At 59.6% G+C, this 21,578-nt stretch carries 18 protein-coding genes and 1 pseudogene; 3 read left to right on the plus strand and 16 right to left on the minus strand.

The window, feature by feature from the left end; translation table 11 throughout:
* Positions 1-117: 117 nt before the first annotated feature.
* Complete coding sequence (locus tag SRB521_RS09715) at positions 118-1,152, minus strand: LacI family DNA-binding transcriptional regulator (protein ID WP_075703672.1); 1,035 nt, start codon at positions 1,150-1,152, stop codon at positions 118-120.
* 291 nt (positions 1,153-1,443) lie between these two features.
* Here SRB521_RS09715 and SRB521_RS09720 point away from each other — a divergent pair, with 291 nt between their 5' ends.
* The gene (locus tag SRB521_RS09720) at positions 1,444-3,438 is read left to right on the plus strand and encodes a fructose-1,6-bisphosphatase (RefSeq protein WP_075703670.1); all 1,995 of its coding nucleotides are present in this window, start codon (positions 1,444-1,446) and stop codon (positions 3,436-3,438) included.
* Between the two features lie 302 nt (positions 3,439-3,740).
* Here SRB521_RS09720 and SRB521_RS09725 read toward each other — a convergent pair whose 3' ends face one another.
* The 5 genes from SRB521_RS09725 to SRB521_RS09740 all read right to left on the minus strand — a co-directional run bounded on the left by SRB521_RS09725 (position 3,741) and on the right by SRB521_RS09740 (position 7,478).
* Positions 3,741-3,965, minus strand: coding sequence for a hypothetical protein (locus tag SRB521_RS09725; RefSeq protein WP_075703669.1), 225 nt, complete (start codon positions 3,963-3,965; stop codon positions 3,741-3,743).
* Positions 3,943-4,923 (minus strand): zinc-ribbon domain-containing protein, encoded by a 981-nt coding sequence (locus SRB521_RS09730; RefSeq protein ID WP_116721766.1) that lies wholly within the window; start codon positions 4,921-4,923, stop codon positions 3,943-3,945. The genes SRB521_RS09725 and SRB521_RS09730 overlap by 23 nt, the downstream gene beginning before the upstream one ends.
* A 200-nt stretch (positions 4,924-5,123) precedes the next feature.
* Positions 5,124-5,252, minus strand: coding sequence for a hypothetical protein (locus SRB521_RS16710; RefSeq protein ID WP_257534815.1), 129 nt, complete (start codon positions 5,250-5,252; stop codon positions 5,124-5,126).
* A gap of 196 nt (positions 5,253-5,448) precedes the next feature.
* Complete coding sequence (locus tag SRB521_RS09735; RefSeq protein WP_075703667.1) at positions 5,449-6,087, minus strand: recombinase family protein; 639 nt, start codon at positions 6,085-6,087, stop codon at positions 5,449-5,451.
* Between the two features lie 350 nt (positions 6,088-6,437).
* Entirely contained in the window at positions 6,438-7,478 is a 1,041-nt protein-coding gene (locus SRB521_RS09740; RefSeq protein ID WP_075703666.1) for an MBL fold metallo-hydrolase, read from the minus strand.
* Between the two features lie 466 nt (positions 7,479-7,944).
* Between SRB521_RS09740 and SRB521_RS09745 the strand changes: the two genes are divergently transcribed.
* Both SRB521_RS09745 and SRB521_RS09750 read left to right on the plus strand, forming a co-directional pair.
* Positions 7,945-9,285, plus strand: coding sequence for an MATE family efflux transporter (locus SRB521_RS09745; protein ID WP_116721767.1), 1,341 nt, complete (start codon positions 7,945-7,947; stop codon positions 9,283-9,285).
* A 104-nt stretch (positions 9,286-9,389) separates the two neighbouring features.
* The gene (locus SRB521_RS09750; RefSeq protein WP_242976527.1) at positions 9,390-10,706 is read left to right on the plus strand and encodes an S-layer homology domain-containing protein; all 1,317 of its coding nucleotides are present in this window, start codon (positions 9,390-9,392) and stop codon (positions 10,704-10,706) included.
* Positions 10,707-10,766: 60 nt separating this feature from the next.
* Here SRB521_RS09750 and SRB521_RS09755 read toward each other — a convergent pair whose 3' ends face one another.
* From SRB521_RS09755 to SRB521_RS09800, 10 genes and pseudogenes are all read right to left on the minus strand, one after another.
* Complete coding sequence (locus tag SRB521_RS09755) at positions 10,767-11,543, minus strand: putative bifunctional diguanylate cyclase/phosphodiesterase (protein ID WP_306812348.1); 777 nt, start codon at positions 11,541-11,543, stop codon at positions 10,767-10,769.
* Positions 11,544-11,909, minus strand: a pseudogene (locus SRB521_RS09760) (hypothetical protein); the annotation flags it as partial.
* Between the two features lie 40 nt (positions 11,910-11,949).
* Positions 11,950-12,387 carry a PDC sensor domain-containing protein gene (locus SRB521_RS09765; RefSeq protein WP_075703658.1) on the minus strand — a complete coding sequence of 146 codons (438 nt, stop codon included), beginning with the start codon at positions 12,385-12,387 and terminating at the stop codon, positions 11,950-11,952.
* 156 nt (positions 12,388-12,543) lie between these two features.
* The gene (locus SRB521_RS09770; RefSeq protein WP_116721771.1) at positions 12,544-13,002 is read right to left on the minus strand and encodes a hypothetical protein; all 459 of its coding nucleotides are present in this window, start codon (positions 13,000-13,002) and stop codon (positions 12,544-12,546) included.
* A gap of 614 nt (positions 13,003-13,616) precedes the next feature.
* Positions 13,617-15,245 carry a gamma-glutamyltransferase family protein gene (locus tag SRB521_RS09775; RefSeq protein WP_075703656.1) on the minus strand — a complete coding sequence of 543 codons (1,629 nt, stop codon included), beginning with the start codon at positions 15,243-15,245 and terminating at the stop codon, positions 13,617-13,619.
* Positions 15,242-16,837, minus strand: coding sequence for an oligopeptide/dipeptide ABC transporter ATP-binding protein (locus tag SRB521_RS09780; RefSeq protein ID WP_116721773.1), 1,596 nt, complete (start codon positions 16,835-16,837; stop codon positions 15,242-15,244). Before SRB521_RS09780 ends, SRB521_RS09775 begins: the two co-directional genes overlap by 4 nt.
* Positions 16,834-17,799: an ABC transporter ATP-binding protein gene (locus SRB521_RS09785; protein WP_116721774.1), complete on the minus strand. Its 966-nt coding sequence runs from the start codon at positions 17,797-17,799 to the stop codon at positions 16,834-16,836. Before SRB521_RS09785 ends, SRB521_RS09780 begins: the two co-directional genes overlap by 4 nt.
* A 178-nt stretch (positions 17,800-17,977) precedes the next feature.
* Positions 17,978-19,582: an ABC transporter substrate-binding protein gene (locus SRB521_RS09790; RefSeq protein WP_075703653.1), complete on the minus strand. Its 1,605-nt coding sequence runs from the start codon at positions 19,580-19,582 to the stop codon at positions 17,978-17,980.
* A gap of 63 nt (positions 19,583-19,645) precedes the next feature.
* Positions 19,646-20,569: an ABC transporter permease gene (locus tag SRB521_RS09795; protein ID WP_075703652.1), complete on the minus strand. Its 924-nt coding sequence runs from the start codon at positions 20,567-20,569 to the stop codon at positions 19,646-19,648.
* A 13-nt stretch (positions 20,570-20,582) separates the two neighbouring features.
* Positions 20,583-21,524, minus strand: coding sequence for an ABC transporter permease (locus SRB521_RS09800; RefSeq protein WP_058117530.1), 942 nt, complete (start codon positions 21,522-21,524; stop codon positions 20,583-20,585).
* Positions 21,525-21,578: the final 54 nt, after the last annotated feature.

Consider the following 21,578-nt stretch of genomic DNA (forward strand, 5'->3'; position numbering starts at 1 on the left):
CCACTGCTGCCGATGTTCTCCGACACCAGTATATCCGTCGGCGGTTTCTCTGGCAAGCAAATTTTTAGTAAAAATTTATCTTTGTCAAAATCGCCGGAACCGGCGCCGCATTCCTGTCTATTTCGCCGGGACGCCCACGCTCTCCCGGCACACCAGAGAGGGCGGCACCACCACCTTGACCGGAAGGGTACGGACCGGCGGCCGCCCCGGCACCCGGGCCCGTTCCGCCAGCAGACGGACGGCAGTGCGGCTCATCTCCTCTACGTGGGTAGAGACCGAGGTGAGGGCGGGGGTCACCAGCTCGGAGAGGGGGGTGTCGTTAAAAGAGACCAGAGAGACGTCTTCCGGAATGGACAGCCCCGCCTCCTCCAACGCCCGGATCGCCCCCATGGCCGTCTCCTCGCTGGCGGTGAGAAAGGCTGTGGGAAGCTGCCCGCCGTCGGCGAGCCAGCTCCGCAGCGCGTCGGCGGCGGAACGCGCATCCATGGGCGTCTCCACCAGGAGCTCCGGGTCCAGAAGGCCGTGCGCCTCCATCAGGGAGAGGAACCACGTCCTGCGGACCTCCGGCGCTGGTTCCTTTCGATCTCCCAGCCTCCAGGCCGGCCCGATAAATCCGATCCGGGTGTGCCCCAGGCCCAGAAGATGGTCCAGGGCCAGCCGGATGCCCAGCTCATAGTTGAGGACTACGGAGTCGAACCGGGCGTCATCCGGCGAAGAGTTGAGAAACACCACGTTTTCGCTGACGCTCCGCAGGGACTCCGCCTGGGCCGGTGTAAAACGGCCGATGGCCACCACACCGTCCACCGCCATCCCCTCCGGCGATACAAAGCCCTCCCCTCTCGGAGTCAGGGGAAGAAACGCATATTTTTGATCCAGGCAGGCCTGCTCCACATAGCCGCGGAGGTAGAGGTAAAACGGGTCCCGGAGCTGTTGGGCCGGCGTGAGCATCTCCGCCACCGCCACCCGGAGCAGATGTTTGGGCGAGCGTCCGCGGCGGCTCTTGGTGGCGGCGTAATTCAGCCGCCCCGCCTCTTCCAGCACCCGTTTCCGCGCCTCCTCGCTCACCGCCAGCGCGGGGTCCCCCGTCAGGATGCGCGAGATCGTCGCCGGAGAGTAGCCAGTGCGCTCCGCCAGCTCCCGCAGTGTGGCCATAGTTGTTCCCCTTTCATTTTTACTAAAAATATTGTACTCTATCAGGCTCTGTTTTTCAAGTGATGGATCGTTGCGCGGAGGTGCGGTTCTTTTACACGAAACCGGATTCCTTCACGTTCAAAGGCCTGCCTGGTATCCTTTTGATTCCTTTCACATTTCATTGCTAAAATATTTATTTGCTCTATGTTTTGACACGATTTTAGCGCAAAAAGTGCAAAATTTATCGTGCCTTTCCCCGCATTCAGTGATACAATAACAGCATCCATGCAAACCATAAGGAGGATCCTGCGGATGAATTCCAAACAAGCCTGCGCCGCCCCAGATCTGCGCTATCTGCAAATGCTCTCCCGCCAGTACCCCACGGTACAAGCGGCCAGCAGCGAGATCATCAACCTCCAGACCATCCTGAACCTGCCCAAGGGTACCGAGCACTTTATTTCCGACGTTCACGGAGAATATGAGGCCTTCCTCCATATTCTCAACTCCGCCTCGGGCGTGGTGCGGGAAAAGGTGGACGCGCTCTTTGCCACCAGTGTTTCCAGGGCGGAGCGCGATCAGCTCTCCACACTCATTTACTATCCGTCGGAAAAGCTCTCCGAACTCTCCGGACAGCTCGAGGACAGGAACGAGTGGTACCGGATCACCCTTCACCGCCTTATTGACGTCTGCCGTCTGGTCACCTCCAAATATACCCGCTCCAAGGTCCGTAAGGCCATGCCCAAGGAGTATGCTTACATCATCGACGAACTGCTCAACACCAATTACGAGTTTCACGACAAGCGGGACCACTACGAAAACATCATCTCCACCATCATCGACATCGATCGGGCGGAGGACTTTATCGTGGCCGTGTGCAATCTCATCAAGCGCATGGTGGTGGACCGGCTCCACATGGTGGGCGATATGTTCGACCGCGGACCCCGGGCGGACATCATTATGGACGCCCTCATGGATTACCACACCGTGGACATCCAGTGGGGCAACCACGATGTGCTGTGGATGGGAGCCGCCACCGGGAGCCGCACACTGGTGGCCACCGTACTCTCCAACTCCATCCACTACAACAATCTGGAGGTCATCGAGACCGGTTACGGCATTTCTCTGCGGCCTCTGGCCCTTTTTGCCAATGAGATCTACAAGGATTGCGACTGCTCCTGCTTTGCCGCCAAATTCGCCGGAGACGACGCCGAGCAGTACACAGAGAAGGACAAAGCGCTGGCCGCCAGGATGCACAAGGCCATTACGGTCATTCTCTTCAAGCTGGAGGGGCAGAAGATCCTGCGCAATCCCGGCTTCGGCATGGATGACCGGCTGCTGCTGGACAAGATCGACTATGCGCACAAATGCATCACCATTGGGGACGTCAAATATGACTTGGCCGACACCGATTTCCCCACCGTGGACCGGGAACACCCCTACGAGCTCTCTCCCGAGGAGGACGAGGTCATCGGCCAGCTCACCGAGTCCTTCCAGCGCAGCGAGAAGCTGCAAAAACATGTCCGCTTTCTCTATTCCAAGGGCGGGCTATACAAGGTATTCAACGGGAATCTGCTGCTTCACGGCTGCATCCCCCTCACCCCTGACGGCCAGATCATGAAATTCAGCGTGGTGGGCTGCAAGGATCTTGGCGGGCGCGCGTTCCTGGACCATGCGGAAAAGGTGGCCCGACAGGGCTATTACGCCAAGCCCGGCTCCCCGGAGCGCCTTGCGGGCATGGATTTCCTGTGGTTCCTCTGGTGCGGGCGCAATTCTCCGCTCTTTGGCCGGGACCGCATGACCACCTTCGAACGGCGGCTGATCAAGGACGAGTCCTCCTGGACCGAGCCTAAGAACGCCTATTACACCTACTATCATGATCCTGCGGTGTGCGACGCTCTCCTCGCCGAATTCGGCCTGGCGGGTCCCCACTGCCACATCATCAACGGGCATATTCCGGTCAAGTCCAAAAAGGGGGAGAGCCCGTTCAAGGCCGGGGGCAAGCTCATTGTCATTGACGGCGGCTTCTGCCGGGCCTACCAGCCCACCACCGGCATCGCGGGCTATACCCTCATATACAACTCCAACTGCTACCGCATCGTCTCCCACCAGCCCTTTTCCGGCAAGGGAAAGGCCATCCGCGAGAATCAGGATATCGCCTCCTCCTCCATGATCTTCGAGCGGATGGAGTCCACCGTGAAGATCTCACAGACCGATATCGGCAGTGAGCTCCAGGGACAGGTGGACGACCTGAAGGCCCTCCTCCGAGCCTACAAGATGGGCGAGGTGAAGGAGGACCACAAGGGCTGAGACGCCTCCTCCCACGTTTAGGGCCTGCGCTTCCCAGCGCTGCCCGGTTTGTCTCCGGAAGCATTTCAAACGCCGCCAAGAGACAAAGAGGGGCCGCTGCCATGGCAGCGGCCCCTCTTTCCCTATCGAACCTTTGCAAGCTGTGCGAAGATGGCCGGATGCGGGCGGGGAGCTCCGTGGGACACAGCCCGCATCCAATGGAATGGGATGCCCTGGAACACCTTGCAGAGCAGGGCTTCCAGGGCGCGAAGCCAAGACTTTTGTGCCGCTGTGCGGCGGAAAAACAACGGCATTTGTCTCCGCTATAGAAGGTCCCCCCCTTGTGGACTTTCAAAAATCTCCCGGCAGCACGCCGCGCACAATTGCCCGGCCCCCTCCAGATATCCCTCCCGCCGGTCAATGGGGACCGTGCGCAGATACGGCGTCTCCCCGCCGCACAGGACGCATTTCTCACGCGCTCCGGCCGTCTGTCCGGACTCCGCCCGGCTGCGCTTCCGCTGTGCCTCACGCCAATGGATCAAACCCATCGCTCCCGCCCCTCCTCCTGCTTTCCTGTTCCGGACACGCCCGCAGAACCGCTTCATACCGTGGGTTTTCCTTTGCTTTGCCCGCGCATACCGGGCAGCCGCTGGGCCGCCTCCCCGCCGTCCGGCTGGAGATGGCGCAGTTCCACACATGGCCCTCGGGACAAATCCACCAGGCTCGTTTTCGCGTCCCCGGCGTTACCATATCCGGCGTCAGGTCCCCGTTCAGCGTGGGATGCCACTGCTTGACCAGCTCCGGATGCACTGTCGTCAGATCGTTGAAGCCCGCCAGCACCTTGCGGTTTGTACAGTAGGGGCACCCCGCCCCATCCATGCTCCGGCGGGCGACCACCGCCCGCCATACATGCCCAAGCCTGCACTGCCACCACACCCGCTTGTTGCTCCCCGCCGTCACCATGTCCGGTGTCAACGCCCCGTTTAGCGTGGGATGCCACTCCGCCGCCAGTTCCGGGGAAAGCGTGGCCAGATCGTTCTCACCGGCCAGCACCGTTCGCCCGGCACAGACCGGGCACCGACAGTTCGCTCTGGTCCGCGTGGAGACCGAAGTCTGCCAGGCGTGTCCTCTCCCGCACTGCCACCAGACCCGCTTTTCCGAGCCCGCCAACACCTGCTCCGGCGTCAGCGCCCCGTTTTTTGTGGGGTGCCATTCCGCCGCCAGCTCCGGGTACAGCGTAGCCAGATCATTGAAGCCGGGCAGTACGGCGCGGTTGGCGCAGAAGGGACAACCGTTTCCATAGAGGGTACGGCAGCGGACCTCCGCCTGCCATTCATGGCCCTGTTTGCACATCCACCAAACGTGCCTGTGACTCCCCGCTGGCACCTCGTCCGGCGTCATGTCCCGGTTCCTGACGGGGTGCCACTGCATCAGGACCGATTCCAGACGATTCCGCCTGCAATACGCCCATACCGACTCCTTGATAGGTTTTGTATGCTTTGCCATCCCTTTCCCCACCTCCCCCCGCGGATATGCCTGCTATGAGAGGAGGGGACCCGACGCCCCCTCCTCTTTCCGTGCTTCTTCTCAATCCCCGAACACCGAATCGGTATCGGAGGAGACGACCTCACCGGGCTCTCAGAGGAATTGGCCTCCGGCCACGCCCGCTCCAGGGCCGCCCAGTCGCGGACTGGCCGCAGCCCGGTCTAGACCTCGTAGACATTCCCGTCGTCGTCATCCTTCGGGTCGTAATTGTGGGAGTTGGTGGCCTTCTGCACGTCGGCGTAGTACCACTCGGTCGTATCCGCGCTGCCCACCAGCAGCGCCGTCGTCACGATATTCCCAGTCTTTTCAGCAGCACGGGCATCGGCTTCTCTCCCGCATGGTTACAAATTTCATTTTGCGTGCAATTCTGCGCAAAAATGCAGACTTTCCTGCGCAAAAGTATTATTATATAAATAATGTCGTGTTCTATGTAAAATAGAGGAATAGCGGAACCTTTTATGGCACTGTTCCCCTGCGCAGGAAATTCTACTCACAAAAGCAGAAATTTTGGCGAAATTGCTTTTCTTTTTGTAATCGAAGCATGTGCTCCCATTTTAGAAACGTGTTTTGTGAGACTCCCAGCAGGGCCGCAGCCTGACGGGAATTGAACTCGCCCCCCGTCCAGCGCGCCCGGACCTCCAGAAAGTTCTCGGGCACCGGGATGGCCTCCCGCCCGAACCGCACTCCCCGCGCCTTAGCCGCCGCAATGCCCTCCCGTTGCCGCTGGCGAATGAATTCGCGCTCCGTCTGCGCCACATAGCTTAAAAGCTGCAGCACGATGTCCGCAATCAATGTCCCTGTCAGATCCCGGTCCTGCCGTGTATCCAGAAGCGGCATATCCAAAACTACAATGGCGGCATTCTTCTCCTTCGTGATGAGCCGCCACTGCTCCAGGATCTCGTTGTAGTTGCGCCCCAGCCGGTCAATGCTCTTGACGAACAGCGTATCGCCCGGACGAAGCCGGTGCAGCAGTCGCTGATACCCTTGCCGGTCAAAGTCCTTGCCCGACTGCTTGTCCATATAGATTTTCTTTTCCTCCACCCCGGCTTTATAAAGTGCGTCGAGCTGTCTCGCCTCGTTCTGCTCGCGGGTGGATACCCGGATATAACCGTAGGTCTGCCGCATCGTAAACTCCTCCTTTATCCAGATACATTTATTTTAGAAAACTTGCTGCCCTATATTTTGGCCCTTTTCTTCCATAAAGTTAGACCCGAATCCTCATTTTGAGGATTCGGGTCTTCTGTTTTCAGCATTTCGCTTTCCGGCGGAGTCGTCGGATAGGGCAGCGCGGGCACGCTGCGTCCCCGGGATGGGGTCGGTCGGGCCAGGGCCGCGGCTATGTTCACCCACTTCCTCACCGCGCAGGCGCAAGGCCCCCTCACACATAAGCATGGCCCGGCGGGAATCAATCGATTCCCGCCGGGCCATGCTTTCACCCTCCGGCGTCCTGTTATCTCTCCGGGCCCGCGCCCTTTCTATGGTTTACACCGTCCGCAGGGGGTGTACCCTGCGTTCACCGCGTCCGTCCGGTTGGCGAACTCCACCTGATTCCGCTCCGCCGGGAGGCCCGAGCAGTCCGGGCGATGGAACACTTTAGAGTTTATATTTCCAATGTAGTGATCCGCCTGAGCTCCCTGAGTGGGATTGGTGGGAACACCGGCATTCTTTTGGACCGCAAAGGAGATGCTCTCTCCATCACTGGTCGCCACAATATGTCCCTGCAGGTCGGTGCGGTAAACTGTTACATCCGCATCCCGGAGGCGGCTCATGGTCTCCTCATGGGGATGCCCGTAGTCGTTCCCCTCCCCCACGGAGATGACGGCATACTCCGGCGCCACCTCCCGAAGAAAGGGATAGCTGGTGGAAGTATTGCTGCCGTGATGCCCCACCTTGAGCACATCGGCCTGCAACGCAGCCCCTGCTTCCAGCATATCGGCCTCGGCATCCCGCTCCGCGTCGCCGGTAAATAGGAAGGAGGTCTCTCCATAGTCCAGGCGCAGGACGATGGATGTGTTGTTGGTGTCCTCATATGCCTTCTGCGGACCCAGCACCGTCACCGAGGCGTCCCCCACGGTCCAGGTATCCCCGGGAGAGGGAGACGTGACCTCCAGCCCCTGCTGCCGCGTGTACTTGAGGAAATTTTCAAAGGCCTTGGTGTCGTACTCCGTCACCGGGGCGAGCACATGCTCCGCCGGATACTGGCTCAGCGGGCCGGAAAGCCCTCCCACATGGTCCTCGTGGGCGTGGGTGCACACCACGTAATCCAGAGAGTCCACCCCCTGGTCGGCCAGGTAGGAGACCACCAGGCTGGAGTCGGCCACATTGCCTCCGTCGATGAGCATACTCTCTCCGCCGCAGAGGATCAGCGCGGAATCCGCCTGCCCCACGTCGATATAGTGAACCTCCAGCGCGCCCTCCGTTGGGGCGGCGGTGGGCGCGCTCTGCCCTTCTCCCCCGCAGGCCGTTGTGCTCAGCGCCAGCAGCAGCGCCAAGATCAAATTTTCAATAATTCGCATTTTTTCGTCCTTCCTTTTCCTTTGTGCCAAATCGGCTCCATGCTGTTTGAGATGCACCATTATGGATGAAATCTGCGTACAAAACGCAGGGTCCCGCCGAGAAGCAGGAGCGCAATAGAGCTATCGCGCCGCCGGTATTTTTCAGTGTATCACAAATTTTTCTTGCATAGGAGTCTTGACTTTTTCCTGTGCACCGGCTATGATGGCCACAGAACACAGAAAGGGCGCATCTTCATGCAGCTTTGTATCAGACTCCGCTCCGGACAAATGAACCGATGAAGCATTGTTCGGAGCTGATTTCTCTCTTCATCGGCTGAGCATACGGGATGGGCTTGGGGATTCCAGGCCTGTTTGTTGCGCCTGCCGATGGATCACAGGGGAGCTATAAAGGACCGCGGACGTTGCTTGTCCGCGGTCCTTTTCTCTTCTGCCTGGAATTTTTGATACAAAGTGAGGCATCATTTCAATGGAAACCAACCTGACCCGCGGCAACGTCATCGGCGTTCTTGTCCGGTTCGCGCTGCCTCTGTTTGCCGCAAACCTGCTCCAATCCCTCTACAGTCTGGTGGACATGGCCGTGATGGGCCGCTTTCTGGGCAGCCCCGGACTTGCCGCCCTCGGCAGCAGCGCCACCATATGCTACGTCATCACCTCCGTCTGTGCCGGCGTCACCACCGGCGGCAGCGTACTGGTGGCACAGTATCTGGGGCGGGAGGACCGGGCCGCGCTCCGGGAGACCGTAGGGAGCCTCTTCTCCCTCTCCCTGGCGGTAGCCGCCGCCGTCACCGCCCTGAGCCTTGTCGCTTATGATCCCGTCCTCAGGTGGATGGGCGTGCCTGCTGACGCCCTTCCGCTGGCTCTGGAGTATATGTCCGTTATCTGCATCGGGACCGTCTTTATCCTGGGCTACAATGCCGTTTGTGCCGTGCTGCGGGGCATGGGAGACTCCAAAGGCCCCCTGCTCTATGTGGCCGTGGCCGCCGCGGCCAACATCGCCCTGGATCTCCTCTTCGTGGGTCCTCTGGCTCTGGGCGCTGCGGGGGCGGCGATGGCCACCGTCTGTGCGCAGGCTCTCTCCTTTTTCATTGCCCTGTTCTCCCTGCGCCGCAGAGGGTTTCTCCGCTCACTCAGCAGGGTGGACCTTCTTCCCAGGCCAGTGCGGTGGGCATCCATTCTCCGCATCGGTCTGCCTACCGCAGTACAGCTCTCGGTGGTGAACCTCTCCTATCTGGCGGTCACCGGCCTGTTCAACGCCTGCGGAACCGCCTGTGCCGCGGCGGCCGGCGTGGGTCTCAAGCTCAACACCTTCGCCGCCATGCCCTGCTGGGCTGTGGGGCAGGCGGTGACCACCATGGCCGGCCAATGTATGGGCGGCGGCGCCCCCGACCGTGCCGCCCGAACGGCACGGTCGGGCCTGGTCCTCGCGTTGGCCGGCTCCGGCGCCACGGCGGCGCTGATCGTCCTCACCGCCCCCGGGCTCATCGCTCTCTTCGACCCTGCTCCGGCGGTGGTGGCGGCGGGCACGCTGTATCTACGCATCTGCTGTTCCCTCAACTTTCTTGCTTATGCGGCCATGTACCTTTTTGACTCCTTCGCCACCGGCGTGGGGTATCCCGGCCTCGCCATGGGCAACGCCCTCCTGCACTCCGTGGTCATGCGCCTGGGGCTCTCCTGGCTGTTGGGCCTGGCCATGGGCGGCGGCTTTGCCGGACTGTGCTGGGCCGAGATGCTCGCCCCCTTTCCGGGCGCCTTGATCGGCGCCGTCTTTTTCCTCCGCGGCAGGTGGCGGGAATGCAGGCTCGTCTGATTCTTCCATCGCATACTTTTTCTTTCCCGCAATGGAATAATCTCACGCGGACCGTCAAGAATAAGACCACGCCTTGACTTATGACGCTAAAGGAGGTCTTCCCTTTGAAACGATCCCGCATCTACCAGAGAACCACGCTGCTGGTCCTCATGGCGGCCTTGGCGGCCACCATGGCTTTCCCCGCATCGGCACAGCTCTTTGGGGCTGCGCCCGAGGAACCCGCTGTCGCCACCTTTGCCAAAAACGGCACCGTGGACAGCACTTTTTCCTTCTCCCCCGCTGATTTTGTGGTACAGTCCGGCGAGGAGGACCTGGACTCCATCATCCTCACCTCCCTGCCCGATCTCAACGCCGGTGTCCTCACGATGGGCAATACCGACCTGGCGATCGGAGACGCCGTGGCGATGTCCGCAGTGGGTGGGATGGCGTTCCAGCCCAACGCCGCTCCCACCGTCGCCGCCACCACCTTTACCTTCACCCCTGTTTTTGCCGACGGTTCCGCCGGAGAGGACGTGTCTGTGGGGCTCTACCTGCTCACCGCCCAAAATGCCGCCCCCATCGCCGAAAACCTGGAGCTTTCCACCTATAAAAACGTGGCCATCACCGGCACCTTTGCCGCCACTGACCCGGAGGGCGACCTCATTACCTTCCGTCTGGTGGACAAGCCCAAGCGCGGCGCGGTCACGCTCTCAGAGGACGGTTCTGCCGAATTCGTCTACACGCCCTACGAAAACAAGACCGGCAAGGACTCCTTCACCTATGTGGCTGTGGACGCCGTAGGTAACACCTCCGCCCCCGCCACCGTCAAGGTCAAAATCGAAAAGGCCAACACAAAGGTGACCTATGCCGACATGGACGGGGTGCCCGCTTATCGCGCCGCGCTCCGGCTGGCGGAGCAGGGCGTGCTCATCGGCGAGTGTATGGGCGGGACGTACTACTTCCAGCCCGACCTTCCCGTGAGCCGGGATCAGTTTGTCGCGCTTGCCATGCACACCGTGGGGCTGGACGCACTGGAGGGGGTCACCCGTACCGGCTTCGCCGACGACGAGACCATCCCCACCTGGGCCAAGGGCTACGTGTCCGCCGCCCTGAAGTCCGGCGTGGTACAGGGCTCCGAGAGCAGCGAAGGCGTGGTCTTCCAGCCCGACGCCACTATCACCCGGGCGGAGGCTTCCGTCCTGCTCAACCGTATGCTCCAGATCACCGACGCCACCCCCACGCTTTTCAGTGACCTGGCGTCCGCGCCTGCCTGGGCGGTCCAGGCGGCGGTCAATCTGGAGACGGTGGGCGTGCTCCGCACCAATGCCGACGGCGCGCTGGCCCTGAACGAGGGCCTTACCCGTGCCGACGCGGCGGAAATGCTCTGCGGCGCGCTGGAGCTCCTGGAGACCCGTAAGCCCAGCGGCTGGATCAGTTGGTAACCGGCATCCGCAAAAACGCGGCGGGACATGTGTGACATGTCCCGCCGCCCAGCTTTTATCTCAGATTGCTTCTCCACCGGCTCCGAGGCTTCTTCCAAAGGCGTATCGCTCAAATTCTTCTACCGGCAGGGGCCGTGAGAAATAGAAGCCTTGGATCAGATCGCATCCGGCCTCCCGCAGGAAGCTCACCTGCTCCTCCAGCTCCACACCCTCCGCCACCGTCATGATCCCCAACTTTCGAGCCAAATTCATGATCATTTCGATCACAGTCCGGGTGCTCCGCTCCTCAAAGCGGCCGATGATAAACTGCCGGTCCAGCTTCAGGCAGTCGATGGGGAGATCCTTGAGCAGACTGAGGGAGGAGTACCCGGAGCCGAAATCATCCAGAGAGCAGGTGAATCCAATCTTGTGCAGGGTTTGGATAAAGTCCCTTACATACTGAAATTCACTGCTGGAAAACATAATGGACTCCGTGATCTCCAGTTCGATCCACTCCGGCGGGACCTTCCAGGTCTCCAGAAGTTGCCTGTACTCCGTCAAAAACTCCGGATCCCGGAAATGCTGCCGGGACACATTGACCGAAATTGGGACGGGCTCCACCCCCGCCTCTCTCCACTTGGAAAGGCAGCGGCATACCTGCTCAAATACCAGCAGGTCCACCTGACAGATCAGTCCATCTTCCTCACACAGCGGGATAAAGGTGGCCGGGCTGATAAACCCCTTTTCTGGGTGCTCCCATCGGACCAGGGCCTCCGCCCCGGCTACCGTGCCGTTTTCAGCGCGGACTTTGGGCTGCAGGTACATCTGCAGCTCTCTGCGTTCCAGTGCCCCCTCCAGTTAATAGAGCATGGTCGCCATGTCCCGCTGGCGATTTTTGATGCTCTCACTATAGAAGGTACAGGTATTGTGATAGGATTTTTCCACGCTTTTTCGGGCGACGTCAGCACACGCCTCCGCATCCGCAAGGTCCGCTTCTCCCGGCTGCATACAGTAAATCCCTGTGTTTGCTCTCAAGGGCCCAATGGTGTCTCTGAGATTCGCCAGCTTCCCGGCCATCCGTCCCAGCCGTTCGACGATCTGTGGCTGCTCCGCGCCTTGCAGGAAGAGGTAAAAGGTGTCTGCCTCCCCCCTAGCCACCAGCTCTCCCTCTCCATCCGCCTCCGCGCTGAGCGCAGCGCAGACATCCCGCAAAAGCCGGTCCCCTGCTGCCGCCCCTCAAACTCATTGATGAGGCTGAAATTTCTCAGATTTTCAGATTTAGGGAAGCAACAACATAACATCCCTGCGGCGCTTTCCGAATCAGCTCTTGCGCCTGAAATTGCAGATAGACATTGCTGGCGCCGCCGGTAACGGGGTCATAGAACGACATCTTTTCAATTTTGCTTCTGTACCGGTTCTGCATACTGATGGTGGCGATCAGCAGGGTCAAAAACAGTGCGACCAGCAACACCGTGATGGCAAAGGTACGCGAGATGAAGCGATCCACTTCTGAAGACAGAATATCCTTGGGAATAAGCGTAGCTAAAAACCACCCATCTACCGATAGCGGGCGATAATCCAGAAGGATATCCTTCCCGCTATCCGTATGCAGCACCAGACTGCCGGCCTGTCCCTTCAGCAGGTTTTCTTGCAGTTCTACGGCCCAATCCTCTGTCTCCTGGTACTCTGTCTTGTTAATCATCGAAAAAACGGTCTGCTCTCTGGTGTAACCACATAGTTCCCATCCTGACCCAGCACCCCTGTACTGCCCTGACCATTAAAACAGTCGTTTGTAATCAACTTCCGCATCTTATCTACGGACTTCACTCCAACCAAGACCCGGGCGGAGGGCACTTCCTCAGAGAGCGGCACCGCATACACGATGTATTCCCCCCAAATACCAACGCCGTTCTCCCCCCTCCAGCGCATGTGCGAAAATTGGCAGATCACCCATCTCCCATGTTCCGTTGTTTAGTGACTGAGCCTTCCCCGTCTCATCTGCCACAGCCAAATCTGTAAAACTGCAAATTTCCGCCTTGCGGAGCAGAAAATCCCGCCTTACTTCCGGCTCCAACTGCTCCACACTGTCTGAGATCAGCTCCAAGGACTCAAACACACCTTCGATCCGCTCGTTCACCAACTGGACCGACTCTCCCGCGACATCCCTCAGATAATTCAAAGTTCTATCTTCCACTGACTGCAACAATTTCGTACCGTTCCAAATGATAATCGCCGAGAGGACAATCAAAAACAGAAACGCCGTCACCGCATAGATTATGGTTTTCCACCGGGCACGGGCGGCATAAGCATACCCCATCTTCCCCAGCCTCCTGTAACCAGTATCCGTTTAATGACTCGATTTTAATCAGCTTTATTTCTCATTTCAAGACGTTATCTGCGTATATTTCCACATAGCCGTTAAAAAATTTATGATATACTGTATAAAAAGGGGGGTAAAGAAATTTGCGGGAAAAGAAGCCGTGCATTTTGAATGCACTACAAGAATCGAAGACACTCGCTCCCCTGCTTGAGCGAAATTACCCCGAGGGCGAGCGGCGTCTCCAATTGGTATACCGCAGCATTGGCTCTTATGCGGATGAATACCTAGCCCGCTTGAGCGCCGAATGCCCGGATACACCCACCCCTCTTGCAGGCCCATACCACTGGGACGCCGCCAGGGGAAGGGTCTTCCTCTACAGCAAGGCGGCCCACGATTTGGCCGCCTGGCTCAACGCCGGGGCATGAAAGGACGGCGGGTTTCTGCCCCTCGCCGCCGGGCTGAGACTTCCTTCCTCCTTTTCCGGGTCCCCACCGCCACACCACTGCTCCAAGCAAATTTGCTGTTTGAAAAATTGGGCCGGCCCCGACGATCACCGCCGGGGCCGGCCCTCACGCTGTCAAAAAACCAAACGTCTCTTGACTGCCCTATGTTCAGAAACAGGCAATATTGCTGTCGGTGCGGGATTCTGTCCCTCCGACCAAAGTGCCGTTGTCCAGCCTGACGATCATCTGTCCCCGACCGAAGCTGGGCGTGGAGAGCTCCGTCTGGATGCTGTGGCCCCTCCTCTGGAGCTGGCGGGCCAGTTCCATATCGAAGCGGGTCTCCACCGTAACGGAGTTGTCGCGCATCCACTGCCACCGCGGCGCGTCCAGCGCCTGCTGGGGGTCCAAGTGAAAATCCACATAGTTCATGACGACCTGAAGATGTCCCTGGGGCTGCATATAGCCGCCCATCACGCCAAAGGGACCAACGGGCGTGCCGGAGCGCATCAGGAACCCGGGAATAATGGTGTGATAGCTCCGTTTGCCGGGTGCCAGCGCATTGATGTCCTCCGGGTTCAGGGAGAAATCGTGGCCGCGATTCTGGAGCGAGATGCCGGTTCCCCGAACCACCACGCCGGAGCCGAACCCCATGTAATTGGACTGGATAAAGGAGACCATATTTCCCTCTCCGTCGGCGCAGCAAAGGTAGACGGTGCCGCTCTTGGGCGGGGCCGCATGAGAGTAGATCCGGGCCGTCTCCCCCATCTCTGCCGCCCTCTGGGCCCCATAGTCCGGCTCCAACAGTTGGTGGTAGTCCAGCTTCATGAACCTGGGGTCGGTGACATAGTGGAAGGCGTCGGCAAAGGCCATCTTCATGGCCTCCAGCTGCCGGTGATAGGTCTCCGCGCAGTCCTTCTCGTGGAAGGCAAACTCCTTGAGGATGTTGAGGGCCATGAGAGCCGCAATGCCCTGGCCGTTGGGCGGGATCTCGCAGACCTGATAGCCCCGGTAGTCCACGGAGATCGGCTCCACCCACTGGGCCTTGTAGGCCGCCAAGTCCTCATACCGGAGATATCCGCCGAACTTCCGGCTGTCCGCGTCGATCTTCCGGGCCAGCTCTCCGGTGTAGAAAGCGGCGGCATTGGTCTCCCCGATGGCCTCCAGGGTGTCGGCATGATGGGGGAGCCGTATGATCTCTCCCGCCTCATAGGGCCGCCCCTCCGGCGCGAAGGTGCTGTACCACTCGTCAAAGACTTCGCCGGTGCAGGTCTCCCTGTACTTTTCAAAAGCCCGCCTCCACATGAGGGCGAGATTGGGCGCACAGGGATAGCCCTCCCTGGCATAGCCCACGGCAGGGGCCAGGCTCTGGGAAAGAGGCAGGCGGCCAAACCGCCCCGCCAGCTCCGCCCAGGCCATGGGCGCGCCGGATACCGTGACGGGGGTCCAGCCATAGGTGGGCATTTTCCCATCCTCGTCGTTGTTGTCGTCCAGCACCCGCCGGATAGACGCCTCCATAGGAGCGGGACCGCTGGAATTGAGCCCATAGAGTTTCTGCTCCCTCTCCACCCATACCAAGGCGAAGGCATCGGACCCGATGCCGTTTGCAGTAGGCTCCACCACAGTAAGGGCGGCGGCGGCGGCCACCGCCGCGTCCATCGCATTGCCGCCGCGCCGCAAGATCTCCAGTCCGGCGGCGGCAGCTTGGGGCGAGGATGCGTTTACCATTCCCCCGCGGGCATAGATGGGGTAGCGTTGGGAGGGATATCGCTGATATGCCGGATCAAAGAGAGCCTTCATACCTCTGTCTCCTCCTTCTTTTTGTCATACAGATGGCAGGCCACAAAATGGCCGGGCTCCTGCTCCACCACAGGCGGCTTTTCCCTGGTGCAGATCTCCATGCACTTGGAGCAGCGGGTGTGAAACGGACAGCCCTTGGGAGGCGTCATGGCGCTAGGGACGTCCCCCTCCAGCACAAACTCGGTGGAGTGTTCCTGCCCTACCTTCAGCCGCGGCACGGCGGCCAGCAGCGACTCCGTATAGGGGTGCAGCGGTTTATGGAAGAGCGCGCTGCTCTCCGCCAACTCACAGACATTTCCCAAATACATGACCAGGATACGGTCGCAGAAGTGTTTGACCACGCCTAGGTCATGGGTAATGAAGAAATAAGTGAGATGCTTCTCCCTGCTGAGTTCATTCAAAAGCTGCAGGATCTGGGCCTGCACGGATACGTCCAGGGCCGAGACAGACTCATCCAGCACGACAAACCTGGTGTCCAGCGCGATGGCCCTTGCGATGCCTACCCGCTGCTTTTGACCGCCCGAGAGGGCATGGGGATAGGAATAATAGTGCTCCCTCTTGAGGCCCACCCGCTCCAGCAGCTCCATGGTCTTCTCCCTGCGCACAGGGGCCGGATAATCGGTGTTGATGACGTAGACCTCTTCGATGGATTTTCCCACAGACTGCCGGGGGTCCAGACTGGCGGCCGGGTCCTGGAAGATCATCTGCATCTCCCGCCGCATCTCCCGCATCTCGCTCCGGGTCAGCTTGCCCAAATTGATGCCCGTCTCATAATTGCGGTCCAGCTTGGCCTGATACTCCGGGTCCTGCGTCCGCTCCGTGATGGGCAGGATATCCCGGCCCCTGTATTCCTGGAATGCCTGAAGCCGATAATTGTGGGAGGCCTCCACATGCCCGGCGATCTCCCGTTCGGCCTTCTCCATCTTTTCCTGCAGGCCCTTGTCAGGCGTTCCCTCCACCCGGGCCTGCTCGAACTGCTTCTCCAGCTCCCGATATTTCCGGGTGGCGGCCGCGGCGGCGGCCGTCTCCTTCTGTGCCTTGTCAAAAAGCGCCTGTATGGCGGGCAGCTCTTTGCACAGGATCAGGGAGCCCACGGTGCGGGAGCCCTCCCGCAACTGCCGGGAGGCGTCTTTGCGCAGCTCCTTGGCCCTGAATTCCAACTCGCTCAGCCGCTTCTGGAGCGCAGCCTCCCGCTTGGTCTCCCTACTGGTGCCGTGCGCAGAGAGGGCCTCTATCGTCTGCCGGAGAGGCACCGCCTTCCGCTCCACTTCCAGGGACTTCTGATAAAACTCCGTGGCCTTTTTCTGATACTCCGGGAGCTTGGCCACCTCCTTGGCGAGATATCTGGGACACATCTCATCCCGCGTACGACCGTAGTAGATACAGGCTCCGCTGGTCTGGGGATAGAGCTGGAGAATCACACGGCCCAAGGTAGACTTGCCGCAGCCGGACTCGCCCACCACACCGAATTTCTCCCCCTCATAAATGGAAAAGGACACATCCTCCAGGGCTTTGATCTGGACTCCCCGGCGGACAGGGAAATACTTTTTCAGCTTCTTGAGTTCCAGAAGCACCTTTTTCTTTTGGCTCATCTGTGCTCCTCCTCTACCTTATGGCAGCAGACGAAGTGGCCGGGCGCAATCTCCATCTCCGCCGGGACCTCCGTGCGGCAGCGGTCCGTGGCATAGGGGCAGCGGGGATGGAACCTGCATCCGCCGATTTCCTCGGTAATGTTGGGAAACGTCCCGGGGATCGGCTGGATGTCGAAGTCGTCCACATCCACGTTCGGCACGGCTTTCATAAGGCCCACGGTATAAGGGTGCAGCGGCCTGGAAAAGATCGCCTCAATGCTCCCCTCTTCGACCTTGCGTCCGGAGTACAGGATGATCACCCGGTCCGCGATCTCCGCCACGACCCCCAGGTCATGGGTAATAAAGAGTATCCCCGTGCTCACATCCTTTTTCAGCCGGTTGAGCAGGACCAGCACCTGCTTCTGGATGGTCACATCCAGAGCGGTGGTGGGCTCGTCGGCGATGAGCAGACTGGGCTGGGCAGCCATCACCATGGCGATCATCACCCGCTGCCGGAGGCCGCCGGAGAGCTGAAACGGGTACTGCTTCATCCGATCCCCGGGGTTCGCGATCCCCACCTTCTCCAGATAGGAGACGGCGGTCTCATAGGCCTCCTCCCTGCTCATACCCAGGTGCAGCCGCAGCCCCTCCGTCATCTGACGGCCAATGGTCAGCAGCGGATTGAGGGCGGTCATGGGCTCCTGGAAGATCATCCCCATCTGCTTCCCCCTGAGGGCATTGCGCTCCTTGGGCGAAAGCGTGGTGAGCTCCTGTCCGTTGAGCTTGATGCTCCCGGACACCACCCGGCCATTGTTGGGAAGAAGGTCCATAATGGACAGCGTGGTGACGCTCTTGCCGCAGCCGGACTCGCCCACCATGCACAGCGTTTCGTTCTCCTCGATATCAAAAGAGACGCCCCGCAGGACCTCATATTCTTTTTTGCCGATCCGGAAGGTTGTGACCAGATCTTTTACTTCAAGCACTTTTTTCCCATGGAATCATGGCCTCCCTTTGAGGTGGCGGATATTCTGCTCATAGTTTAAGGTCCGCCCCCCTGCCTGTTGGGGGGCAGAACTTACGCCATGAGCCGATGGCGCCGGGCGCCGGAACGGGACGCACCCGCTCCGGCGCCGGCGTCAGCGCGCTTGCTTCGCTGTTTTCTCAGCCCGCGTAATCGAAATCGAGGATATAGAAGGTGCCGCCGGCATCCAGCGTGATGCCGGTGTACGAATTGCTGTAGCAGAAGAGATTGGTGGAGTTGTAGATGGGCTGCACATAGGCCTCGTCCATCAGTACGGCGTTGCAGTTCAGAAGGTTCTCCGTACGGACTTCCGCGTTAGAGGTGGTCTTGCTGGCGTCGATATAGCCGTCCACCAAGGCCGCGTCCTCCGGCAGGAGGCGGACGCGCTGCTGACCGTTCACGGAGTGGAAGTTGGGCTCCATGAGCTCGGAGCCGTCGCGGGTCACATTGGACCAGGCGGCCAGGGTGATGTCATAACGTCCGTCCACCTTGCTCTCCGTCAGCCAGGCGGACCAGTCCATGGTCTCAATCTTGATGTTGTTGAAGCCCGCCTGCGTCAGGCTAGACTGGAAATACTCGCCCATTCTGGAATAGACCGGGGTGCTGGGCACCAGGAACAGGATCTCCTCATCGGCCCAGCCGGGATGGGCGTCCAAGATGGCCTTGGCCCCCTCGGGATCATACGCGATGTTATGGTTCTCCGCCTCTTCCGCATAGCCAAAAATCTTGGGCCCGATCACAGAGTTTGCCACCTCGGCATAGCCCTGCATCATATATTCCACATAGCCCTCCTTATCGATACCCATTGCCAGAGCGGTACGGAAGTCCTTCTCGGCCATGACGGGATTGACGGAGGAGGTGGCCCGCATGCCCAGATAGTAGATCTGGGCGGCCTCGGAGGTGGTGACGGTCAGTCCGGCGTTGTTCTCCACCCGGGAGAGCTGCTCCACACTGATCTTGGGCATGAAGTCGGCCTCGCCGGTCTCCATGCGGGACACGGCGGTGGACTCATCGCTGATGATGGTCATGGTGACATCCTTGATGGCAGGCGCCTCGCCCCAATAGTTATCGTTTCGGGTCAGGACCACATTGGAGCCGGAGACGGAGCTGACAAAGGAGTAGGGGCCGGTGCCGCAGGGCTGGGTCATCAGGTCCTGATTCTGCTGGGCGGTGGGAGAAACGATGGCGGAATTGGTATGGGCCAGCTTGGCTTGGAACACGCCGTCCTCATACAGCAGGTGGAATACGATGGTATTCTCGTCAGGACACTCCATGGACTCGATAGAACCGGCGATGGAGGCCCGGGCGGAGCCGAAGTCCGGATCCTGGATCAGCTCGAAGGTGTATTTGACGGCCTCGGAATTGAACGGCGTCCCATCCTGGAAGGTGACCCCTTCCCGCAGCTTGATGGTCACGGTCAGACCATCTTCAGAATATTCCGGTTCGCTGACCGCCAGCAGGGAATCATACGCACCGGTCTCCGGGTTGATGCGGTACAGGGTCTCATAGATCTGAGCGTTGACATAGGTGGAGGCACTGTCGTTTGTGCGCAGGGGGTCAAAGCCGGTAAAGGGTGCGGTGAGGACGATGTTGAACATCTTTCCCTCGCCTGCGTCTCCCTCGGTGCTGGCACTGGCGCCGGGTGTCGTGCCGCTGGGCGTGGTGGTGCCGCTGCACCCGGCCAGCAGGCTGAGGCCCAGAGCACAGGCCGCAGTAAGGCTGACGAGTTTCTTCCAAGTTTTCATGGTATTCTCTCCTTTTCATATGGATTATATTGACACGCCGGCTTGTAGGCCGACAGGCACCCCTTAATCCCGCAGGCTGGGGTCAAGGATGTCCCGTAGCTTATCCCCCAAAATATTGAAGCAGATGACGGTGATCATGACTGCGATGCCGGGGATGAAAATGAGACTGGGCCGGTCCCACAGGTACTGCTTGCCAATGGCGATCATCCCTCCCCACTCCGGCATGGGCGGCGTCACACCCATGCCCAAATAGCTCAGCGTGGATATGGAGATGATGGACGTGGCCATGCGCATCGTGGCGATGACGATGATCACAGGCAGGCAATTTTTCAAGATGTGCACAAAAATGATGCGGGAGTCCTGTGCGCCCAAGGAGCGGGTGGCCATAATATAGTCCTCTTCCTTCACCTGGAGCACCTTGCCGCGGACCATCCGGGCAAAGCTGGGAATGGACCAAATGCTGATGGCCAGCATGGCGTTGAAGGTATTGACCCCAAGCATCGCGATGATCAGCATGGCCAGCAGGATGCCCGGAAAGGTAAACAGGAGATCCATGACCCGCATGATGGGATTGTCCAGCCGCTTATAGTATCCCGCCAACAGACCGCAGATGACGCCGGCCACCAGCCCCATGGCGGTGGAGACAAAGCCCACCATCAGGGAGATCCGCCCGCCGTACAGGAGGCGTGAGAGCGTATCCCGCCCATACTGGTCTGTTCCCAGTATATGGCCGGGCACATACTGATCCCGGGCGTTGTATTTCGAGTCCTCAGGATCGGTCACCGCCGTCCATTGGGCCCAGAAGCCCGGGGCCAGCGCATGGGCTGGGTCCTGCTCTTCATACCCATAGGGCGCGATAAAAGGGGCCAGGGCCACCAGAAGGATCTCCAGAATCAGGACCACAAAGCAGACCGTGGCCAGTTTATTCTGAAGCAGTTTCTGAAAGGCCGCACGGACTGGATTGCCGTGCTTGTTACTCTCATCCATCGTGCTCCCCTCCTTATTCATAACTGATGCGCGGATCAATCACACAGTACAGAATATCCACCGCAAGGTTGATCAGGATAAAAATGGTGGCAATGACCAGCACTGTGCTCTGCACCACCGGATAATTGCGGTTGTTGATGGCGGTGATCAGATAAGTGCCCACGCCGTTGATCACGAACACCTGTTCGGTGATGATGGCGCCGCCCAGCAGGCCGCCAAAGCTAGTGCCAAACTGCGTGACCAGCGGGATGAGCGCATTGCGCAGGGCGTGTCCCAGAATGATGGTTTTCCGCTTGAGTCCCTTGCTTTTTGCGGTGCGGATGTAGTCGGACTGGAGCACGTCCAGCATGGCCGAGCGCCCGATGCGGGTAAAGCTGGCGATGGTGGCCGTGCTCAGGGCGATGGCCGGCAAGATCGCCTGCTTGAACCCGGTGGCCGTCCAGAAATAGTGCGTCATGCCGCCGGTGGGAAGCCATCCCAGTTTGACGGAGAAGACGTACATCAGCAGGGTCCCCAGCAAAAAATTGGGGATGGAAATCCCGACCAGCGAGCTTGTGGTCAGAATGTTGTCTGCCAGCTTGTCCTTTTTCAGCGCCGTGAGGATCCCACAGGGGATGCCCACCAGTACGGCCAGGATCATACTGGCACAGGCCAGGTTCAAAGTGTTGGGCAGACGGACCAGGATCTCGTCCAGAATGGGCTGTCGCGAGGTGTAGGAAGTGCCCAGATTCAGGGTGAGCAAATTTTTAAGATAGAGCAGATACTGCACCAAAAAAGGGCGGTCCAATCCCAGGCTGGCCCGCACCGCCTCAATGTCCGCTTCCGTGGCGCTGGGGCCCGCCACCATGGTGGCGGGATCACCGGGGGCGATATAGAGACTTGCAAACACGATAAAGCTCATGCCCAGCAGGAGCAGGAGCATCAATAAGATTCGTTTGACAATGTACCTTCGCATGGACGGCGCCTCCCGTGTGATGAAAGTCTGCGGTTATGTTTTGTCTATCTATGA

Origin of the sequence: Intestinimonas butyriciproducens (assembly GCF_004154955.1) — a bacterium.
Classification (GTDB): domain Bacteria; phylum Bacillota; class Clostridia; order Oscillospirales; family Oscillospiraceae; genus Intestinimonas; species Intestinimonas butyriciproducens.

Bases quoted from the DNA above. Each gene is read 5' to 3' on its own strand.
- SRB521_RS09740 (WP_075703666.1), bottom strand. From the start codon at position 7,478: ATGCGAATTATTGAAAATTTGATCTTGGCGCTGCTGCTGGCGCTGAGC.
- SRB521_RS09715 (WP_075703672.1), bottom strand. From the start codon at position 1,152: ATGGCCACACTGCGGGAGCTGGCGGAGCGCACTGGCTACTCTCCGGCG.
- SRB521_RS09770 (WP_116721771.1), bottom strand. From the start codon at position 13,002: ATGGGGTATGCTTATGCCGCCCGTGCCCGGTGGAAAACCATAATCTAT.
- SRB521_RS09745 (WP_116721767.1), top strand. From the start codon at position 7,945: ATGGAAACCAACCTGACCCGCGGCAACGTCATCGGCGTTCTTGTCCGG.
- SRB521_RS09790 (WP_075703653.1), bottom strand. From the start codon at position 19,582: ATGAAAACTTGGAAGAAACTCGTCAGCCTTACTGCGGCCTGTGCTCTG.
- SRB521_RS09775 (WP_075703656.1), bottom strand. From the start codon at position 15,245: ATGAAGGCTCTCTTTGATCCGGCATATCAGCGATATCCCTCCCAACGC.
- SRB521_RS09725 (WP_075703669.1), bottom strand. From the start codon at position 3,965: ATGGGTTTGATCCATTGGCGTGAGGCACAGCGGAAGCGCAGCCGGGCG.
- SRB521_RS09735 (WP_075703667.1), bottom strand. From the start codon at position 6,087: ATGCGGCAGACCTACGGTTATATCCGGGTATCCACCCGCGAGCAGAAC.
- SRB521_RS09780 (WP_116721773.1), bottom strand. From the start codon at position 16,837: ATGAGCCAAAAGAAAAAGGTGCTTCTGGAACTCAAGAAGCTGAAAAAG.
- SRB521_RS09795 (WP_075703652.1), bottom strand. From the start codon at position 20,569: ATGGATGAGAGTAACAAGCACGGCAATCCAGTCCGTGCGGCCTTTCAG.
- SRB521_RS09800 (WP_058117530.1), bottom strand. From the start codon at position 21,524: ATGCGAAGGTACATTGTCAAACGAATCTTATTGATGCTCCTGCTCCTG.
- SRB521_RS09730 (WP_116721766.1), bottom strand. From the start codon at position 4,923: ATGGCAAAGCATACAAAACCTATCAAGGAGTCGGTATGGGCGTATTGC.
- SRB521_RS09720 (WP_075703670.1), top strand. From the start codon at position 1,444: ATGAATTCCAAACAAGCCTGCGCCGCCCCAGATCTGCGCTATCTGCAA.
- SRB521_RS09765 (WP_075703658.1), bottom strand. From the start codon at position 12,387: ATGATTAACAAGACAGAGTACCAGGAGACAGAGGATTGGGCCGTAGAA.